General features: G+C 63.1%; 13 protein-coding genes. 8 read left to right on the plus strand and 5 right to left on the minus strand.

Annotated elements, in window-relative coordinates; all coding sequences use genetic code 11:
- Window positions 1-49: 49 nt before the first annotated feature.
- Together C2L65_RS41655 and C2L65_RS41660 are read left to right on the plus strand one after the other, a co-directional pair.
- Entirely contained in the window at window positions 50-511 is a 462-nt protein-coding gene (locus C2L65_RS41655) for a (2Fe-2S)-binding protein (protein WP_035992296.1), read from the plus strand.
- A gap of 3 nt (window positions 512-514) precedes the next feature.
- Complete coding sequence (locus tag C2L65_RS41660) at window positions 515-2,707, plus strand: xanthine dehydrogenase family protein molybdopterin-binding subunit (protein WP_042315091.1); 2,193 nt, start codon at window positions 515-517, stop codon at window positions 2,705-2,707.
- Window positions 2,708-2,798: 91 nt separating this feature from the next.
- Here the strand turns inward: C2L65_RS41660 and C2L65_RS41665 are convergent, their stop codons facing one another.
- A complete protein-coding gene (locus C2L65_RS41665; protein WP_042315090.1) occupies window positions 2,799-3,125 on the minus strand; it encodes a DUF4148 domain-containing protein in 327 nt (108 codons plus the stop codon).
- 336 nt (window positions 3,126-3,461) lie between these two features.
- Here C2L65_RS41665 and C2L65_RS41670 point away from each other — a divergent pair, with 336 nt between their 5' ends.
- The 5 genes from C2L65_RS41670 (at window position 3,462) to C2L65_RS41690 (ending at window position 12,259) form a co-directional block, all read left to right on the plus strand.
- The gene (locus C2L65_RS41670) at window positions 3,462-6,659 is read left to right on the plus strand and encodes an efflux RND transporter permease subunit (RefSeq protein WP_042315089.1); all 3,198 of its coding nucleotides are present in this window, start codon (window positions 3,462-3,464) and stop codon (window positions 6,657-6,659) included.
- Between the two features lie 9 nt (window positions 6,660-6,668).
- Window positions 6,669-7,910: an efflux RND transporter periplasmic adaptor subunit gene (locus C2L65_RS41675; RefSeq protein WP_042315088.1), complete on the plus strand. Its 1,242-nt coding sequence runs from the start codon at window positions 6,669-6,671 to the stop codon at window positions 7,908-7,910.
- 19 nt (window positions 7,911-7,929) lie between these two features.
- The gene (locus C2L65_RS41680; RefSeq protein ID WP_042315087.1) at window positions 7,930-9,390 is read left to right on the plus strand and encodes an efflux transporter outer membrane subunit; all 1,461 of its coding nucleotides are present in this window, start codon (window positions 7,930-7,932) and stop codon (window positions 9,388-9,390) included.
- A 116-nt stretch (window positions 9,391-9,506) separates the two neighbouring features.
- On the plus strand, window positions 9,507-10,379 hold the full coding sequence (locus tag C2L65_RS41685) for an extracellular solute-binding protein (protein ID WP_042315086.1): 873 nt from the start codon (window positions 9,507-9,509) through the stop codon (window positions 10,377-10,379).
- Window positions 10,376-12,259 (plus strand): ABC transporter ATP-binding protein/permease, encoded by a 1,884-nt coding sequence (locus tag C2L65_RS41690; protein WP_042315085.1) that lies wholly within the window; start codon window positions 10,376-10,378, stop codon window positions 12,257-12,259. The genes C2L65_RS41685 and C2L65_RS41690 overlap by 4 nt, the downstream gene beginning before the upstream one ends.
- Window positions 12,260-12,267: 8 nt before the next feature.
- Here C2L65_RS41690 and C2L65_RS41695 read toward each other — a convergent pair whose 3' ends face one another.
- The 4 genes from C2L65_RS41695 to C2L65_RS41710 form a co-directional block, all read right to left on the minus strand.
- Window positions 12,268-12,459 carry a zinc-binding dehydrogenase gene (locus C2L65_RS41695; RefSeq protein ID WP_233446671.1) on the minus strand — a complete coding sequence of 64 codons (192 nt, stop codon included), beginning with the start codon at window positions 12,457-12,459 and terminating at the stop codon, window positions 12,268-12,270.
- 133 nt (window positions 12,460-12,592) lie between these two features.
- Window positions 12,593-13,951, minus strand: a complete 1,359-nt coding sequence (locus tag C2L65_RS41700; protein WP_042315084.1) for a sigma-54-dependent transcriptional regulator — start codon at window positions 13,949-13,951, stop codon at window positions 12,593-12,595.
- Window positions 13,948-15,867, minus strand: coding sequence for a sensor histidine kinase (locus C2L65_RS41705; protein ID WP_042315083.1), 1,920 nt, complete (start codon window positions 15,865-15,867; stop codon window positions 13,948-13,950). Before C2L65_RS41705 ends, C2L65_RS41700 begins: the two co-directional genes overlap by 4 nt.
- 51 nt (window positions 15,868-15,918) lie before the next feature.
- Window positions 15,919-17,265 carry an MFS transporter gene (locus C2L65_RS41710; RefSeq protein WP_042315082.1) on the minus strand — a complete coding sequence of 449 codons (1,347 nt, stop codon included), beginning with the start codon at window positions 17,263-17,265 and terminating at the stop codon, window positions 15,919-15,921.
- Window positions 17,266-17,659: 394 nt separating this feature from the next.
- On the opposite strand from C2L65_RS41710, the gene C2L65_RS41715 reads away from it, so the two are divergent.
- Window positions 17,660-18,502: a MipA/OmpV family protein gene (locus C2L65_RS41715; RefSeq protein WP_042315081.1), complete on the plus strand. Its 843-nt coding sequence runs from the start codon at window positions 17,660-17,662 to the stop codon at window positions 18,500-18,502.
- The last annotated feature ends 1,175 nt before the right edge of the window (window positions 18,503-19,677 follow it).

Consider the following 19,677-nt stretch of genomic DNA (forward strand, 5'->3'; position numbering starts at 1 on the left):
GCGCGGGCAACCGTGTAAAACCAGAACCCGAACCTACTCGGAGTCATCGATGTCCACCACTCTGATTCTCAACGGCAAGTCCACGACGCTGGACGCCGATCCCAACATGCCGCTGCTCTGGGCCATCCGCGAAGTCGCCGGTCTGCATGGAACGAAGTTCGGCTGCGGGATGGCGCAATGCGGCGCGTGTACGGTCCATCTCGAAGGCCAGCCGATCCGCTCCTGCATCACGCCGCTCGCGGCTGTCGAAGGCCGCCACATCACGACGATCGAAGGATTGCAGGGCAAGCCGGCCAAGGCCGTGCAGGCCGCGTGGGTGAAGCTGCAGGTGCCGCAGTGCGGCTACTGTCAGTCCGGGCAGATCATGTCCGCGGCCGCGCTGCTCGCGCAAAATGCCAAACCGTCCGACGCCGATATCGACGCCGCGATGAGCGGCAACATCTGCCGCTGCGCGACCTACACGCGCATTCGCGCGGCGATTCACGACGCCGCCGACGCGATGGGAGCGTGAGCGATGACAACCGATATCGTTGACGTTCAGCGCCCGTCGCGGCGCACCTTCCTGAAAGGCGCGGGCACGGCAGCCGCCCTCGCGCTCACGATCGGCTTCGAATGGGCGGGCACGTCGCGCCGCGCGATCGCGGCACAAGCGCCTGGCGGCACGTTCGCGCCGAACGCGTTCCTGCGCGTCGGCGCCGATGACAGCGTGACCGTGATCGCGAAGCACGTCGAAATGGGCCAGGGCGCGTACACGGGCATCGCGACGATCGTCGCGGAAGAGCTCGACGCGGACTGGTCGCGCGTACGCGTCGAAAGCGCGCCCGCCGATGCGAAGCGCTACGCGAATCTCGCGTTCGGCACGATCCAGGGCACGGGCGGCAGTTCGGCGATGGCCAACTCGTGGACGCAACTGCGCGAAGCGGGCGCGACCGCGCGCGTGATGCTGGTCACGGCGGCGGCACAGCAGTGGAAGGTGCCCGCATCCGAATTGCGCACGGAGCGCGGCGTCGTCTATCACGACGCGAGCGGCAAGCATGCGACGTATGGTTCGCTGGCATCGGCGGCCGCCGCATTGCTCGTACCGGAAAACGTGACGCTGAAGGACCCGAAGACCTTCAAGCTGATCGGCAGCCAGGCACCGCGCGTCGACGTGCCGCCGAAAACCGACGGCACCGCGCAGTTCACGATCGACGTGACGCTGCCCGGCATGCTCGTCGCCGTGATGCAGCGTCCGCCGCTGTTCGGCGCGACGGTGCGCTCGTTCGATGCATCGGCGGCGAAAGCGGTCCCTGGCGTCGTGAACGTGGTGCAGGTGCCGCGCGGCGTCGCTGTCGTCGCAAAGAGCTTCTGGGCCGCGAAGCAGGGCCGCGACGCGCTGAAAGTGGAATGGGACGAGTCGCACGCGGAAAAGCGCAGTTCGGCGGACATCATGGCCGAGTACCGCAAGGCCGCCGACAAGCCCGGCCTGCCCGCGCGCACCGAAGGCGATGCGTCGAAGGCGATCCAGGGCGCGGCGCGCAAGCTCTCCGCGAGCTACGAGTTTCCGTATCTCGCGCACGCACCAATGGAGCCGCTCGACGCCGTCATCAAGCTGACGGCCAATAGCTGCGAAATCTGGGCGGGCGATCAGTTCCAGACCGTCGATCAGGCGAACGCCGCGCGCGTCGCGGGCCTGCAGCCGCAGCAGGTCAGCATCCACACGCTGTATGCGGGCGGCAGCTTCGGCCGGCGCGCCAATCCCGGCTCGGACTATATCGTCGAAGCCGTGTCGGTCGCGAAGGCGCTCGGCGCGAACGGCACGCCCGTCAAGCTGCAATGGACGCGCGAGGACGATATCCACGGCGGCCTCTATCGCCCGATGTATTTCCACAAGCTCGAAGCCGGCCTGACGCGCGACGGCAAGCTCGTTGGCTGGCAGCATCGGATCGTCGGGCAGTCGATCGTCGCCGGCACGCCGTTCGCGGGGCTGATCAAGAACGGGATCGACGGGACCTCGGTGGAAGGCGCGGCGAATATCGCGTACGCGATTCCGAACATCTCGGTCGAACTGTCGACGATGCAAACGGGCGTGCCCGTTCTGTGGTGGCGGGTGGTCGGCAGTTCGCATACGGCTTTCGCGGTCGAAGCGTTCATCGACGAAGCGGCGCACGCGGCTGGAAAAGACCCGTACACGTTCCGGCGCGATCTGCTCGAACATGAGCCGCGCATGCGTGGCGTGCTCGACCTCGCGGCGCAGAAAGCGGGCTGGAGCAATGCGCCTCTGCCGGCCGGCAAGGGACGCGGCATCGCCGTCGCCGAAGCGTTCAAGACGTTCGTCGCACAGGTCGCCGAGGTGTCCGTGGATAAAGACGGCAAGGTCAAGGTCGATCGCGTGGTGTGTGCGGTCGACTGCGGCACGGCGATCAACCCGGACGTGATCGCGGCGCAGATCGAAGGCGGTATTGGCTTCGGGCTGGGCGCGGCGCTGTATGGCGCGATCACGCTGAAGGACGGTCGCGTCGAGCAGAACAACTTCGACGGCTACCGCGTGCTGCGCATCGATGCGATGCCGAAGGTCGAGGTACACATCGTTGCATCGACGCAAGCGCCGACGGGCATCGGCGAACCGGGTGTCGCGCCCGTGGGCCCCGCTGTCGCCAACGCGATTTTCGCGGCGACGGGCAAGCGGGTCTATGCGATGCCGTTCTCGACGGAAAGCCTTGCCTGAAGTGAGTTATCGCGAGCCGCCTCTGGCAGGCGGCTACGCGATGCGCTGACCGTCACGGCAGGCGGCGGGCGATGCGCCCGCTGCCTTAACTTCAATTTCCAAAGAACACCGGCTGCGGATTCCCGTCCGACGTCGTCGATCTTGGCGAGCCCATCTGCATCGTGCCGCTCGGCGCGACGCCGCCCACAGCCGTGTGTTCCATCGGCTGATCTCCTGCTGAGGCCTTGGTTTCGGCTGCCTGGATATCGGCGGGATAAGTCGCGTCGTCGGACACCGGGCGATAACCCGCCTGTTCGACGCGTTGCAGATCATCACGCACCTGCGCACGCGTGACCTCGCCCTGCTGGGCCTGAGCGAAAGAAAGTGCCGGCGCAGCCAGCGCGCACGAAACGACTACGGCCTGAATCAGTGCTTTCATGATGGTTCACCTGCAAGAGAGTCTTCGACCAGCGCCACATCCTTGCGGGTGTGACCCCAATGCCCTTTGCCCGTTGCGGAATGCAAAGGCGGGTTGCAAAGGGTTAACGCCATTGTGTGCATTCACTGCTGACCTAACCCTGTCTCTCAGATGACAAATCGGTCATTTACGAAAGGGCGATGTAACGCGGCCATTTATCCTCGGCGTTAGATGTCGGATTCGTAATGTTGCAGTCACTAATCAGTAAGTGCCCCGCCGCCACACTGCGACCCTGTGAATTGCCCGCGCGTGATCCGCGTCTGGGCGTACCGACAGACCATCGTCCAAGGAAACGTCATGTGGATCGTCAAACTGGCCCTGCGGCGGCCTTACACATTTATCGTGCTGGCCGTGCTGCTATTCATCATCGGGCCGCTCGCGATCCTGCGCACGCCGACCGATATCTTTCCGAACATCAACATTCCCGTTGTCAGCATCGTCTGGTCGTATAACGGCTTCTCCGCCGAGGACATGGCGCACCGGATCACGTCGAACTACGAGCGCGCGCTCACGACCGACGTCGATGACATCGAACATATCGAATCGCAATCACTGAATGGTGTATCCGTGGTGAAGGTGTTCTTTCATCCGGGCGCCGACATCAACCGCGCGATCGCCGAGGCCGCATCGAACTCCGCGTCGATTCTGCGCGTGCTGCCACCAGGCACGCTGCCGCCGAACATCATCTCGTACAACGCATCGACGGTGCCTGTGCTGCAACTGGGCCTGTCGAGCAACACGCTGCCGGAACAGACGCTCTACGATCTGGGCAACAGCTTCATCCGCACGCAACTCGCGACCATTCAAGGCGCGGCCGTGCCGCTGCCATACGGCGGCAAGATCCGCCAGATCATGGTCCAACTCGACCCGAAAGCGCTGCAGGCCAAGGGCCTCGCGCCCATCGACGTGGTCAACGCCGTCAACGCGCAAAGCCTGATTCTGCCGGGCGGCACCGCGAAGATCGGCGCGCGCGAATACAACGTCGAAATGAACGGCAGCACGAGCACGGTCGCCGCGCTCAACGATCTGCCCATCAAGACGGTCAACGGCAGCGTGGTCTATGTGCGCGACGTCGCGCATGTGATCGACGGCTATGCGCCGCAGACGAACATCGTGCGCAGCGACGGCAAGCGCGCGGCGCTTCTGCAAATCGAAAAGACTGGCAGCGCATCGACGCTCACCATCATCCAGCAGGTGAAGGCGATGTTGCCGAAGATCGCCGCCGGCCTGCCGAGCGCGCTGAAGATCACGCCGCTTTCCGATCAGTCGGTGTTCGTGAAGTCCGCGATTTCGGGCGTGGTGCGCGAAGCACTGATCGCCGCGTGCCTGACGGCCGCGATGATCCTGCTGTTTCTCGGCAGCTGGCGCGCGACGTTGATCATCGCAGTGTCGATTCCGCTTGCCGTGCTGACCTCGCTGATTGCGCTGGCTGCCCTCGGGCAGACGATCAACATCATGACGCTGGGCGGCCTGGCGCTCGCTGTCGGCATACTCGTCGACGACGCGACCGTGGCAATCGAAAACATCACGCATCACCTCGAAAACGGCGAGCCGCTGCACGACGCTATCCTGAACGGCTCGGGCGAAATCGCCGTGCCGACCTTTGTCTCGACGCTCTCGATTTGCATCGTGTTCGTGCCGATGTTTCTTCTTTCGGGCGTCGCGCGTTATCTGTTCGTGCCGCTGGCGGAAGCCGTCGTGTTCGCGATGTGCGCGTCGTACTTCTTCTCGCGCACGCTGATTCCGACACTCGCGATGTATCTGATGCGCGCGCCTTCGAAGAACGGTCACGCAGCGAAAGGCCCCTTCGCGATCTTTGCGCGCTTTCAGGCAGGTTTCGAGCGGCGCTTCGAAGCCCTGCGCAACGGCTACCACGACGTGCTGCAACGCGCGGTCGCGAATCGCCGTCGCTTCATTCCGGTTTATCTCGCGCTGTGCTTCGGCTCGCTCGCGCTGATTCCGTTCGCCGGGCGCGACTTCTTCCCCGCCGTCGATACGGGCGAAATCCGCCTGCATCTGCGCGCGCCGACGGGAACGCGCATCGAGCAAACGGCGCGTATCACCGATGAAGTCGAAGCAAAGATTCGCAGCGTGATTCCGAAGCCGGAACAGGCGGCCGTGCTCGACAACATCGGCGTGCCCGTGAGCGGCATCAACCTGACGTACGACTCGTCGGACCCGGTCGGCCCCGAAGACGCCGACATCATGATCACGCTGAAGCCCGATCACAAGCCGACGGCACAATACGTCGCGCAGTTGCGCAATGTGCTCGCTCAGTCGTTTCCTGGTGTGACGTTCGCGTTCCTGCCCGCCGACATCGTCAGCCAGATTCTGAATTTCGGCCTGCCCGCGCCTATCGACGTGCAGATCGTCGGCAACAAGCTCGATCAGAACCGCGTCGTCGCGGACAAGCTGCTCGCGCAGATGCGCGGCGTGCGAGGTCTCGTCGATGCACGCATCCAGCAGCCCGGCGACGAGCCGACCATCGACATCAATGTCGATCGCACCAAGGCGATGCAGGCGGGCCTCACGCAGAAGGATGTCGCGCAGAACATGTTGATCGCGCTGTCGGGCAGTTCGCAGACCACGCCGAATTTCTGGCTCGATCCGAAGAACGGCGTCAGCTATCCGTTGCTGGCGGAAGTGCCGCAATACGACATTCACTCGCTGCAAACGCTCGCCAACATTCCGTTGACGACGAACCAGGTCAGCGTCAATCCGCAGAATCAGCTGGGCACGCTCGGCACGATGTCGCGCACCATGCAGCAGGCCGTCGTGTCGCACTACAACGTGCAGCCCGTGCTCGACATTTTCGCGTCGACGCAAGGACGCGATCTGGGCGGCGTCGCAACCGACGTGACGAAGCTCGTCGATGCCGCGCGCGCGCAATTGCCGCCCGGCTCGTCGATTGTGATCCGCGGTCAGGTGCAGTCGATGAACGAATCGTTCGCGGGTCTCGGCGCCGGTCTCGTGTTCGCGATCGCACTCGTCTATCTGCTGATGGTCGTGAATTTCCAGTCGTGGCTCGATCCGCTCATCATCATCAGCGGCTTGCCGGGGTCGCTGGCGGGCATCGCGTGGATGCTGTTCGCCACGCATACGACGCTCAGCGTCCCCGCGTTGACGGGCACGATTCTCTGCATCGGCATTGCCACTGCTAACAGCATTCTCGTCATCAACACCGCGCGCGAGTCGCTCGCGAACGGCATGGCGCCGCTCGCTGCCGCGCTCGATGCAGGCTTCAACCGCTTCCGCCCCGTGCTGATGACGGCCCTCGCAATGCTGATCGGCATGCTGCCGATGGCCCTCGGACTCGGCGACGGCGGCGAGCAGAACGCGCCGCTCGGCCGCGCGGTGATCGGCGGTCTCGCGATCGGCACGGTGTCGACGCTGTTGTTCGTGCCCGTCGTGTTCGGCATGGTTCACGCGTGGCTCGCGAAGCGCCGCGCAAAGCGTGCCGCCGATTCCGCCGAAGTGACCACACACGCCCAGTAAGGATTTTTCATGACCACGCCCAATCTGCCGACCGGTCACGAGCCATCGGCCCGCACCGACCTCGCGCTGTCCAACGGCGAGCCTTCGCCCCACAAGCGGCGCTTCGTGCTGCCTGTCGCGCTCGCAGTCGTCGCTGCCGCGCTGCTCGCAATCGGCATCGTGCCGCGGCTGCATGCCAGCACGGCGCTCACGCAGCAGGTCGATGCGCAGCGCTATCTGAGCGTCGATGCGCTGACGCCGACGCGCGCGCCCGCATCGCAGGAACTGCTGTTGCCGGGCAATGTAATGCCGTACGCCGATGCATCGATCTACGCGCGCACGAGCGGCTACATCCAGCACTGGTACGCGGATATCGGCGCGAAGGTCCAGGCGGGCCAAACGCTCGCCGATATCCAGACGCCGGAACTCGACGCGCAACTGCGTCAGGCACGCGCCGACGAGGCGAACGCGAAAGCCAATTACAGCTTCGCGGACAGCACGGCGCAGCGCTGGCAAACGATGCTGCAAACGCAATCGGTCTCGCAACAGGACGCGAACGCGAAGACGAGCGACAGCGCGGCGAAGCTCGCGGCATGGCAAGCGGCGCAAGCGAACGTGGCCCGGCTATCCGAACTGGTGTCGTACGAGAAAGTGACGGCGCCGTTCAACGGCGTCATCACCGCGCGCAAAGTCGATGTCGGCGCGCTGGTGACGGCGGGCGGCTCGCCGGGCATCGCGGCCAATGGCGGTGAGCTGTTTCATATCGAACAGACCGACCGCCTGCGCGTCTATGTCGACGTGCCGCAAAACGACGCGCAGAGCATCGCGCCAGGCACGAAGGTCTATCTGACGACGCAGCAATATCCGGGGCGTCAGTTCGACGCGAGCGTTGCGCGCAGCGCCGATTCAATCGACCCTGTGAGCCGCACGCTGCACGTTGAAGTCGATGTCGACAATCGCGACGGCGCGTTGCTGCCCGGCGCGTATGCGCAGGTTCATCTCGCGCTGGTTACGGCGCATCCCGCGCTCGAAGTGCCCGTCAGCGCGCTGCTGTTCCGGCCGGATGGCGTGACGGTCGCCGTGATCGGCAAGGACGACAAGGTGCAGCTGAAGGCGGTGACCATCGGCCGCGATTTCGGCACGTATGTCGAAGTTGCCACGGGACTCGATGCAACCGACCGAGTCATCAACAATCCCGGCGACGCGATCAGCAACGGCGAAACGGTGCGCATCGCACCTGCGACGTCGACGACGTCGGCGAAGCACGGTTAAGCGCGAGGCGAGGCTCATCATGTTGAATATCCGTGCGTCGCTGGTTCGCAAGTCGATCGTCATTGCTGTCGCAAGCGCGTTGACGGCGTGTTCGACGCTGCCACACTATTCGCAGCCGCAAACGGCTGTGCCCGATCATTTCGCGAGCACGCCGCAGGCATCGGCGGGCTGGACGCTCGCCGCTCCCGCCGACGCGCAGTCGCGCGGCCCGTGGTGGACGCTCTATGGCGACGACGAGCTAAATAAACTCGAAGCGCAGGTCGACGTATCGAACCAGACCGTGGCCAAGGCCGTCGCGCAACTCGAAGCGGCGCGCGCGATGGTCGACTATCAGCGCGCCGGTTATGCGCCCACTGTGACGGCGGGAACGTCGGCGCAGCGCTTTCGAACCTCGCAGAACGTTGTACACCGGGGCCTGGCGGGCCATACCGTGCCCGATTATTCGGTGGGCGTTGCGGCGAGCTGGGAGCCCGATCTGTTCGGTCGTGTAAAGGATGCGACGGTCAACGCGCGCGACAACGCGCAGGCCAGCGAAGCGGATCTGCAATCGGTGCGCCTTGCCGTCGCCGCCGATCTCGCCACCGACTATTTCGATCTGCGCTCGCTCGACCGGCAAAAGAAGCTGCTCGACGATACCGTCACCGCTTACTCCGCCGCGCTGCGCATCCTGCAACAGCAGTTGAACGACGGCGCAATCGATGCGTCGGCCGTCGCGCAGGCGCAAACGCAGCTTGAAAGCACGCGCACGCAGGACAGCGATATCGACGTGCAGCGCGCGCAGCTTCAGCACGCCATCGCGATGCTGATCGGCCAGCCCGCTTCGTCGTTTTCGCTGCCGCCAAAGGTCGAGACCATCGCGCTACCGCAGATTCCGGCAGGCGTGCCGTCGCAATTGCTGGAGCGCCGCCCCGACATCGCTGCCGCCGAGCGGCGCGTGGCCGCCGCGAACGCGCAGATCGGCCAGGCGCGCGCGGCGTTCTATCCGAATCTCACCCTGTCGGCGACAGCGGGGCTCGAAAGCACGTTCTTTGCGCCGTGGCTCACTGCGTCGAGTCTGTTCTGGTCGCTTGGCTCGCAGATCGCGGGCACGCTGTTCGACGGCGGACGCCGCACAGCGGCACTGAAGGGCGCGAACGCGCAGTATGACGGTACGGTCGCCGATTACCGGCAAACGGTGCTGGTCGCATTTCAGCAGGTCGAAGACAACCTGTCGTCGCTCGATACGCTCGCGAACGAGGCCGACAGCCAGCAACGCGCAACGACAGCGGCAGACCTCTCGTTGAAGCTGACGTCCAATCGCTTTCAGGCAGGCGCGGTCAACTACCTCGATGTCGTCACGGCGCAGACCATCGCGTTATCCAATGAGCGTACGGCCGAGCAGATCGACGCGCGGCGTATCGACGCGAGCGTGCAGTTGCTGAAGGCGCTGGGGGGCGGATGGGATCGTGCCTCGTTGACGGATGCGCGCGCAACGGATTGACAGCCGCTTGCGCACACGTGGCGTGCAAATGCGCGCTGTCGCGTGTTGTCCCGACTGCAGCGTTAATGACGGTCGTCGTAATATATGGCCGTTCATAACGCAACGGGGAAATCGTGATGCGCAAGCTGTTGTTGTCGGGAATCGTGTTGACGGGTCTTCTTTTCACGGGCGCCGCTTCCGCCGATGAAGGCAAGGTCGAGGTGCTGTACGCGGGTTCGCTCGTGAATCTGATGGAACGCAGCGTCGGTCCGGCTTTCGAAAAGGAAACAGGTCTGCATTTTCAGGGCTATGCGGCGGGCTCGAACCTGATCGCCAATCAGATCAAGGGCAAGCTGCGGCGCGGCGACGTGTTCATCAGCGCGAGCCCGACGGTCAACCCGGGCCTGATGGGCGCGGCGAACGGCGATCATGTGTCGTGGTACGTGACGTTCGCCGAGTCGCCGCTGATGATCGGCTACAACCCGCAAAGCCGTTTCGCCGCGGACTTCAAGAAGAAACGCTGGGATGAAGTACTGCAGGAGCCGGGCATTCGCATCGGGCGCACCGATCCGAAGCTCGATCCGAAGGGCGCCTTCACAGTTCAGATGATGACGAAGGCGGCGGAGCTCTATAAACAGCCGGACCTGGTAGAGAAGACCCTCGGCGATCCGGAGAACCCGGCGCAGGTGTTGCCCGAAGAGACACTGGTTGGGCGGCTGCAATCGGGTCAGCTCGATGCGGGCTTCTTCTATTCGACGGAAACCTCCGATCTGAAGATTCCCGCGCTGCGCCCCGCGCCCGAGCTTCAGGCGAAGGCCAGCTACACGCTGACTATTCTCAATGACGCGCCGAATCAGGCGGGCGCCGCACGCTTCGTCGATTTTCTGCTGAGCGCGTCCGGTCGTGCGTTGCTGAAGCAGCATGGCGTCGATATCGTCAAGCCTGCCGTGACGGGCAATGCGCAAGCCGTGCCGTCGTCCGTGCAAGCCGTCCTCGACGCCGCGCAATGACACGCAAGACCGCGCGGCCGCTGCTGTGGCTCGCCTGCCTGCTCGCCGTCTATCTGTGCGCGCCGTTTATCGCGAGCATTCCGCAGGTCGGCCACGCGGACTGGACGGGCGTCGACTGGCGCGGAACGTGGTCGGCAGTGGCCGTCTCGGCGGGCAGCGCGAGTGTCGCGGCGCTCGTGATCCTGATCGGTGGCGTGCCGCTCGGTTACTGGCTCTCGCGTTCGACGTCGCGCGGTATGGCGCTGCTCGGCTTTATCGTGCAGTTGCCTCTTGCACTGCCGCCGCTAACGAGCGGCATTTTGCTGCTGTTTCTGCTCGGGCCGTATACCTGGCTCGGTCGATTGACGAACGGCGCCCTCACCGATTCGTTCGCGGGCATCGTGCTCGCCGAAACGTTCGTGGCTGCGCCGTTTCTGATCGTCGCGGCGCGCTCGGCGTTCGCGGCGATCGATCCCGTCTACGAAGACGTCGCGGCCACGCTCGGACATCGCGCGGCAAGCCGCTTTTTCCGCGTGATGCTGCCCATCGCCTGGCCGTCGATCCGCGCCGGTCTGGTGCTCGCGTGGCTGCGCGCGTTCGGCGAATTCGGCGCGACGGTGATGGTTGCCTATCATCCTTATTCGCTGCCTGTGTACACCTACGTTGTTTTCGGCGGCCAGGGCTTGCCCGCGATGATGCCGTTGTTGCTGCCGACGCTCGTCATCGCCGTGTTGTGCGCCGCGCTTTCGGTGGCGTGGCGTGATGGTCGTTCGAGCCTGTTCGATATTGCCGAAAACGGCGATGCATCGGACCAACCCGCACAAGATGCAGCGCGCCCTGCCCTGCCGAATCCGCGTCTTGCGTTTGCGCTCAAGCGCCATCTCGGCGCGTTCGATCTCGACATCGAATGGACGCCTTCGACACGGCGGCTCGCGATCATCGGCCCTTCGGGTTCGGGTAAATCGCTCGCGCTGAAGTTGATCGCTGGCCTTGAACGCAATGAAGCGGGCTTCGTGCGCTTCGGCGAAACGCAACTGGATGCGTTGCCGCCCGAGCAGCGCCACATCGGCTATGTGCCGCAGGACTATGGGCTGTTTCCGCACATGACACTGATGCGGCAGTTGTCGTTTCCCGTCGATGCGGATGCTGCGAGCGCGCGTTATTGGGCCGAGCACCTTGGACTGTCGGCGCTGATGGATCGCTTGCCGCGTCAGTTGTCGTTCGGTCAGCGGCAGCGCGTCGCGCTGGCGCGCGCGCTTTCGCGGCACAGCCAGCTTTTAGTGTTCGATGAGCCGTTTTCCGCGCTCGATACGCCGCGCCGTCGCCGGTTGCAACAGGCGCTGCGCGCATTGCAACGCGAGATCTCGGCCGTCACCGTGCTCGTCACGCACGATCCCGACGAAGCCGCATTGCTGGCGGATGAAGTGCTCGTCATCGAACGCGGGCGTGTGCTGCAGACAGGCGCCGTCGATCACGTATTCCGTCAGCCCGCGTCACTGCAGGTCGCGGCGCTGCTTGGGTTGCATAACGTCGGTGAAGGCACGGTTCGCGCGCCGGGCTCGATCGAAACCGCGTCGGGGCTCGCGATCGACACGGCAGACCGCGCCATTCCTGTCGGCGAGCGGGTGATGTGGCGTGTCGCGCCGTCTTCGATTGCGATCGCAGCGGACGGCGCGCACGTCGGAAACATCGATTCCATCGAGCTACGGCACGGTGATCTGTTCGCGGTCGCGGATATCGGCGGCATGCGCTTCGATATCGCTTGCGATGGCGAGCCAGCGCACATTCTAAAGCGCGGACCCGCGCGCTTTGCAATCGATCCGCGCGGCGTCAGTGTGTGGACGAGCGGCATGGGTGTCACGCCTGCGGAAAGCCTCTTGTCGATTGCGTCACAGCCGTAGCCGTCGCGTCAGGTCAACACGACGATCTTTCCGTTCGCTTCGTTTCGCTCCATACAGCGATGCGCCTCGACAATCTCGTTTAGGCGAAACACCTTGCCGACATTGATGCGCAACTGGTCTCGCTCGATCATGCGAATCAGGCGTGCAAAAGGTGTCGTGACGAATTCCTGTGAACCGCCGTTGTAGACGGTCAGCCTCACCGTGCTCGGAATGGCTTCCAGCGGATCGGTATGGCTTCCATGATGTAGATCATGAAAGCACACTAACTTGATGGCGATTCACGACCGGCGCGGGTAGCGAACGTGCTATATGCCCGCGTCCCGAACTGCAATGTCACTCCTTCGGAGACGACACCTGGCGGAATGCGTTCGGCTCGATGCCATGGCGAGTAATCTTGTCGTACAGCGTTTTACGCGGCAAGCCCAGCTGTTCGGCGGCCCTGATCACCTGTCCACCGGCACTGCGCAACGCTTCCTCGATATAGCCGCGCTCCGCACGCACCATCCGCGATGCAAGCGAATCAGCGCCTGCGGGCGGCTGCGGCAAACCATCATCGAGGCCGAGCGTAAAGCGCTCCGCTACGTTCTTCAGTTCGCGGACATTGCCCGGCCAGTCATGCAGTTGCCAACGCATCATGTCTTCCGACGTCCAGGCCGGTTCGGATTTGCCGTATCGTGCGCATGCCGCCCGCACGAAGTGGGCGAACAGTTCAGGAATATCGTCGGCGCGCTGCCGCAACGGAGGCAGTTCGATCGAAACGACGTTGAGCCGGTAGTACAGGTCCGCGCGGAAATGGCCCTGATCGGAGAGCTGTTTGAGGTCCTGCTTGACGGCCGCGATGACGCGCACATCGATCGTCACGGACGTGTTGCTGCCCAGCCTTTCGATGCAGCGCTCCTGAAGCGCGCGCAACAGTTTGGCCTGCAACGCGAGCGGCATCGTTTCGAGTTCGTCGAGGAAAAGCGTCCCGCCATTTGCATATTCGAACTTGCCGATTCTTCGTTGCTGCGCGCCTGTAAAGGCGCCCGGCTCGTGACCGAAGATCTCGCTTTCGAACACCGCTTCCGGCAAAGCCGCGCAGTTCAGCGCGACGAACGGACCGCTGCGGCGGCTTGCCGTGTGGAGCGTTCGTGCCAGCACTTCCTTGCCCGTGCCTGTCTCGCCGACGATCAACACATCGGCCCCCGTCGGCCCGATTGCATCGATCAGACTGTGGATACGCCGCATCGACGCAGACCTGCCGAGCAAGGTCCGTTCGCTGCTCAGTTGCGCGCGCAAGCTGCGGTTCTCGGCGACGAGCTTGCGATGCTCCAGCGCGCGTCGCACGGTATCGAGGAGACGCTCAGAATGAAACGGCTTTTCGATGAAATCGTAGGCGCCCGAGCGCATCGCGCCGACGGCCATCGCGACATCGCCGTGGCCGGTTGTCAGGATGACGGGAATGTCGGCGCCGTCGGGACGCGCCTTGATGCTGTCCAGCAACGTTAGGCCGTCGATGCCCGGCAAGCGGACGTCGCTCACGATTACGGCCGGCGGCGCCTGTCTGAGCGAGGCAAGCGCGCTTTCGGCATCGTCGAACTCACGCACGGCGATGCCTTCCAGCGACAACGCTTGCGTACAACCGAGCCGCACGACGGGATCATCTTCAATCACGTAGACCAGCATGCTGGCGAAGTTATCGGGCGAGTTCATAGCCTGGTTGTGACCTTTTCCGTGACACGCTGCAATTCGACGACGAAGACCGCGCCACCCAATCCTGAATCCGCGTCGCGGCTGTTTTTCGCTTCAAGACGACCGCCGAAATCATCGACGATGGCCTGCGAGATGACGAGACCCAGCCCCAATCCTTTTCCCGACGGCTTGGTCGTATAGAACGGCTCGAATAGCCGCGACAACGTGTGCGGCGCGATGCCGGGGCCGCTATCGGCAATACTGATGCGCACGCGTGTATCGACGACCTCGGTCGTGACGAGCACTTCGCGCCATGCTGCGGCGGCCGCGCTTGCATCGATTGCGTTGGTCAACAGATTCACGAAGACCTGCTCGATCCGGATCGGACTGGCGAGCACGACGACGTCATCCGGCACGGACGCCACGCGCACCGTAACGCCCGCCGCCTTGCGATGCGATTCGATCAGCGCGAGAGCCTGTTGCAACGAATCGGCGATTGCGACGGGTTCCTTGCTGGTGGCGTCGTTTCTGGCAAACGCTTTGACATGCGAAATGATCTTGCCCATCCGGGCGGCCAGTTCGTTGATGAGCGTCAGATTTTTCTTCAGATCCTCCGGACGGTCGAGTTCGGTCATCCGGATGGCATTGCTCGACAGCGTCATCACGGCCGCAAGCGGCTGATTCAGCTCGTGCGTGATGCCGGCCGCCATCTGGCCGAGCGCCGCGAGTTTGCCAGCCTGAATCGCCGTGTCGCGCGTATCGCGCAGAATGCGGCGCGCGTCGTCGAGTGCGTCGACCTTTTCTTCCAGCGCGGCGTTGGCGCGGGTCAATTCGGCTGTGCGTTCCGCAATCCGTTGTTCGAGGTCGCGCTGCGCCTGCTGCAATGCCGCCCGCGCGCGCAGCCGTTCCTGGTTCCGGCTGTTGCGCAGGCGCGCGGCCCAAATGAGTGCAAACACGAGAGCCGTTGCCGCGCCGGCGCTGATGGCGGCGAACATCGCGCTGCGCTCGTCGTCGGCGTCATCGGTCAGGATCGCGACCTTCCATCCGAGCGGCCCAACAGGTCGGTAATGCACGTGGAACCACTTTGAACCTTGCCCCGGAGGCGCGACGAATAGCTTATCGGGGCCGACCTGCTCAGGTCCGCTCTGCGCGGCATCGGCGCGCTCGGTCATTGCAGGACGCGTGGATAGCGCGACGAGCGCCGCGTCGCCGTATTGTTGCGTCTGCTGCAGTGCGCGCCGCACCGCGTCCGATAGCGGCGCCAGCGCCCGGTAACGCCATGCGGGTACAGACGAGAGAAACGCGACGTTGTCCCGGTCGACGAACAGCACGATGTCGCCGCTCTTCGCCAATGCACTCTCATAGTCATCCAGCGACGCCTTGATCGCGACGACGCCCACCAAGCGTCGGGCCGCACCCGAGCCCTCACTGACGGGCACGGCCAGAAAGTACCCGGCCTTCTTCGTCGTGTTGCCCACGCCGTAGAAGCGCCCCGTGCCACGCTTCATCGCATCGATGAAATAGGGGCGAAATGCATAGTCGAAACCTACGAAGCTGCCCTCTTCGTCCCAGTTGCTTGCGGCCAGGGTTTTGCCGCTCATATCCATCACGTACGCAGCCGACAGGTCGGCATTCGTCTGGACTGCTTTTAGATAGGCGTTTGCCGCCCGCTGCAGTGCGGGATCGTCAGGCTTCGCGAGCAGCCGTGGAAGCACAGGATCGAGCGCGGCGATGCGCGGCAGCGACTCATAGCGCGCGAGTTGCGACTCGAGCGTCAATGCGTAGAGAGACGCGCGCTGCGCCACTTCGTTTGCGTGTGTACGCGAGTAGTAGTGCAGCGCGGCGACGTACGCGAGTCCGGCAGTCGCGATGCAACACGCAAGCACCGCGGCAGCCGTTGCGACGTGCCGTATCCGCCTCATAGGATGCGTTTTCATGATGCCGTGTCCTCGTAAAGACGGACACCACTGGCGATCGTTAACAGGACGTCAGTCCTTGATGAGCGAGTGCTTGCCGGTGTCGCGCATACAGAGGTACACCACCAGCGAGCAAAAAATCGCACCCGTGACATACCAGTAGAAGAGCGGTTCATGTCCTGCCTGTTTGAGCCATAGCGCCAGATATTCAGCGGTGCCGCCGAAGACGGATACGGTCAAAGCATAAGGAAGTCCCACGCCCAACGCACGGATTTCCGCCGGGAACAGTTCCGCCTTGACGACCGCGTTGATCGACGTGTAGCCCGACACGATCACGAGCGCTGCCATGATCAGGAAGAAGGCGACCCATGCGTCATGTGTCTGGCTGATGGCCGTCATGATCGGCACGGTGAACAGGGTGCCGAGCACGCCGAAGGCGATCAGAACGGGCCGGCGGCCGATCCGGTCGGATATCGATCCGACGATCGGCTGAAGAAGCGCGAACAGGAACAGCGAGGCCGCGGAAACGAGCGTCGCGTCGTGCTTGCTCATGCCGACCGTATTCACGAGGAATTTCTGCATGTAGATCGAGTACGTATAGAACGCGATCGTGCCGCCCATCGTCAGCCCGACAACGGTCAACACCGCGCGCGGGTGCTTGCGCAATTCGGCAAGCGTGCCGCGCCGGTCCTTCTTGTGTTTGGCCTTTTCGAATTCGCCGGTTTCTTCCATCGTCGCGCGTAGGCGCATCGCGGCAAGCGCTGCGGCCGCGCCGATGAAAAACGGAATGCGCCAGCCCCAGCTTTCGAGTTGCTGCGTCGTCAGAAGGAACTGCTGCAGGATCACGAGCAGCGCCAGCGCGACAAGCTGTCCGGCGATGAGCGTCACATACTGGAAGCTCGAGTAGAAGCCGCGATCCTTCGCGGTGGCGACTTCGCTCAGGTAAGTCGCCGATGTGCCGTACTCACCACCCACGCTCAAGCCCTGCAACAGGCGCGCGATGACCAGCAGCGCGGGCGCGGCCACGCCGATCACGTCATAGCTGGGGCACAGCGCGATGATGAGCGAACCGAAACACATCAGCACCACCGAAACCAGCAGGGCCGAGCGCCGTCCGTGGCGATCCGCGTAGATGCCCATCAGCCAGCCGCCGATCGGCCGGGCAAGAAAGCCGACCGCGAACACGGCTGCCGTATTGAGCAGCTGGGCCGTCTGGTTCCCGGCAGGAAAGAACGACCGCGCGAAATACAAGGCAAACGCCGAGTACACATACCAGTCATACCACTCGATCAGGTTGCCGGCAGACCCGGAGAAGATCGACTTGAGGCGTCGAAGGCGGTCGCTGGATGGGGAAGGTGCGATTGCGTGGGATTGAGGCTGACTGGCGCGCGCGCCTGCTTCCGTGTAGCTCGGATCCATAGTGTCTCCTTGGGTTTTATCGGATGCCGCACGATGCGGCGCGCCCTTCTTTGCAACTCCGATGCCAGTGGCGGGCGCGCAGTGCAGTTGCCTAATCCATTGTTTTTATTGGTTTTTTCTGGCGACGTGGATTCACTGGCGCAGGTGCCTGTGCGGATTGCCAGAATCCGGCCGTTTCGATGTGCGGCGAACCGCTCAGAGGGTCCCTGCGGCTGAAGCGGACGCGAGCGCGTTCGAAAGGCCTTGCATAGATGCAGGCGCAACGCCGCAATTCATTGGGGTCAGGTATGGCGTTTGCTGATTTTCCGCCGGATTCCCTCTTCCTGAATTGAACACGTTATGTGTGGCCGCAACGGACCGCGTCCACGATCCATAACCCAAGACGTTCGTCGACATGACAAAGCTACCGGTCTACGCCAGCCTCGCCTATCTAATCTGCAGCGCGCCAGCGGCCTTGGCGCAAACGCCGTCGCCCCTTGGCGAATGGCAATACTCCGCAGGCATCCCGCTCGAAAAACTGTTCCAGCCAACCAATCGGCCCGATTGGGAAGTGCGGATCGGCATAGGTTCAACGTTCGAGCCGCGCTATGACGGATCCGACCGCTATCACACGCTGGTTGGCCCAAGCACCGATATCCGCTACAAGGACCTCGCTTTTCTTTCGACAGGCGAAGGGCTGGGCGTCAATGTGTTGCAAGGCCCGAACTGGCGCGTGAGCATCGCGGCCGTCTACGATCTCGGCCGGCGCGCGCACGACGATCCTTCACGACTCGATGGCCTTGGCAATATCAATCCAGCGCCCGAGGTCAAGCTGGCCGGGGAATATGTGATCTCGAAGGAGTTTCCGCTGGTGTTTCGCGGCGCGGTGACGCGCAGCTTCGGCGGGTCCAACGGATGGGTCGCGGACTTGGGCGCCTATATGCCGTTGCCGGGCAGTTCGGAGAATTTCTTCTGGTTCGCCGGACCGTCGGTGACCTTTGCGGACTCGAAGTATATGAATAGCTGGTTTGGCGTGAATGCGATGCAGGCGGCGAATTCCCGATACTCGCAATACGACGCCAGCGCGGGGCTGAAATCGGCGGGGTTCGGCGTCACGATGATCTGGTTCGTCAACAAGCATTGGTTCGTGACGGCGGATGGCGCGCTCAAACGACTGTTGGGTAGCGCGGCTAACAGCCCGATCACGCAGACAAAGACGGGCGGCGTGTGCGATGTGTCGATCAATTATCAGTTTTAGGGCGGTTCTGATTTGGGGTTCGCGCTTCGAGGGATTGTCGTAGCGCGGACGGGAGATCGGTGTTGGACGGTCCGTTTGGGTCGTTTTTATCCCTTCGAATTACCTGGTGATCCTTATGGTCGAGTTCGATTCAGCGCTCGAGTTACGCCCATCGGGCAGCTGGCGACAGGCTTTTGGGGCTGTCTTCGCCAGGTTTCCTGGCTCGTCGGATGAGTGGATGCGAGCGCTTGCAGGTTGAAAACGGGCGGGCGACTAGTGATGTTGACCGTAGGTTTGTGTCGCGTGCGACCCGATTTTGGCGTTGAACGGGTCCCGGCACGCGATTATTTACCGTAAATAGACAGAGGATCGGTGTGATGTCCCCGCTTGGGGTGAGCCTGGTAGCGATGCGCTGCTGTCTGCAGGGCGTTCGCGTGAATGTCCCCATCTAGGGTGACCGGTGCGAGAGATTCTTTAGAAATGGCGCGTCTGCGTGGACGTTCAAGGTTGCTAAGGCGGGATGGAGGCCGTTTTCGCCGCGTCATTGCGCGAGAATCGGTTCAATGTCCCCATTCGGGGTGGCGTACGCGGTCGCAGAGGACAACCCGCCCAATTGTCCCCAACTGGGGCGAAAGATCGTGGCGAGTAACGAACTGGCTGGCACTTATTTACGATAAATAGACCGACGGTGAGTTTGCAATTTCGAGATCCACGGAAATTGCGTTTTGCACTCAGAGAGTTAGCTCTGGTTGCTGTTAACGCTTCGAGGTTTTTTCGATTTGCTGGAGCGCTGAATGTTTGCTTTGCAATCGAATCTCTCGGTAGAAAACAGCAACAAAATCTCGGCGATTGTCCCCGAATGGGGTGTATTGAGGTTTGTATACCGTTTGGTAAACAACGTTTACTTCGTTTACACACCTAGAACCCTTATCCAGTAAGGCTTTGCAGAAGTAAACGTCCCCGGTTGGGGCGTTAACTGTCCCTGTTCGGGGTGTCGTGTCCGCCTATACGTCCCCGTCTGGGGCGTTTCGCGACCCCAAATGCGGCGGAAGCGTCCCCGTTTGTGGTGAATCGATCGAAAGGGGTGTGGATAGGTCTCGTCGCGCAACGCAAATTGGGACGTTTCAACTTTCTCGTCGAACAGATGTCCCGCATGGTGATTGCGCGGTGGGGTCATTTAGAGCACAATCCCGGGC

Source organism: Paraburkholderia terrae (genome assembly GCF_002902925.1).
GTDB lineage: Bacteria > Pseudomonadota > Gammaproteobacteria > Burkholderiales > Burkholderiaceae > Paraburkholderia > Paraburkholderia terrae.

Bases quoted from the DNA above. Each gene is read 5' to 3' on its own strand.
- C2L65_RS41685 (WP_042315086.1), top strand. From the start codon at position 9,507: ATGCGCAAGCTGTTGTTGTCGGGAATCGTGTTGACGGGTCTTCTTTTC.
- C2L65_RS41680 (WP_042315087.1), top strand. From the start codon at position 7,930: ATGTTGAATATCCGTGCGTCGCTGGTTCGCAAGTCGATCGTCATTGCT.
- C2L65_RS41660 (WP_042315091.1), top strand. From the start codon at position 515: ATGACAACCGATATCGTTGACGTTCAGCGCCCGTCGCGGCGCACCTTC.
- C2L65_RS41670 (WP_042315089.1), top strand. From the start codon at position 3,462: ATGTGGATCGTCAAACTGGCCCTGCGGCGGCCTTACACATTTATCGTG.
- C2L65_RS41715 (WP_042315081.1), top strand. From the start codon at position 17,660: ATGACAAAGCTACCGGTCTACGCCAGCCTCGCCTATCTAATCTGCAGC.
- C2L65_RS41690 (WP_042315085.1), top strand. From the start codon at position 10,376: ATGACACGCAAGACCGCGCGGCCGCTGCTGTGGCTCGCCTGCCTGCTC.
- C2L65_RS41700 (WP_042315084.1), bottom strand. From the start codon at position 13,951: ATGAACTCGCCCGATAACTTCGCCAGCATGCTGGTCTACGTGATTGAA.
- C2L65_RS41655 (WP_035992296.1), top strand. From the start codon at position 50: ATGTCCACCACTCTGATTCTCAACGGCAAGTCCACGACGCTGGACGCC.
- C2L65_RS41710 (WP_042315082.1), bottom strand. From the start codon at position 17,265: ATGGATCCGAGCTACACGGAAGCAGGCGCGCGCGCCAGTCAGCCTCAA.
- C2L65_RS41675 (WP_042315088.1), top strand. From the start codon at position 6,669: ATGACCACGCCCAATCTGCCGACCGGTCACGAGCCATCGGCCCGCACC.
- C2L65_RS41705 (WP_042315083.1), bottom strand. From the start codon at position 15,867: ATGAAAACGCATCCTATGAGGCGGATACGGCACGTCGCAACGGCTGCC.
- C2L65_RS41665 (WP_042315090.1), bottom strand. From the start codon at position 3,125: ATGAAAGCACTGATTCAGGCCGTAGTCGTTTCGTGCGCGCTGGCTGCG.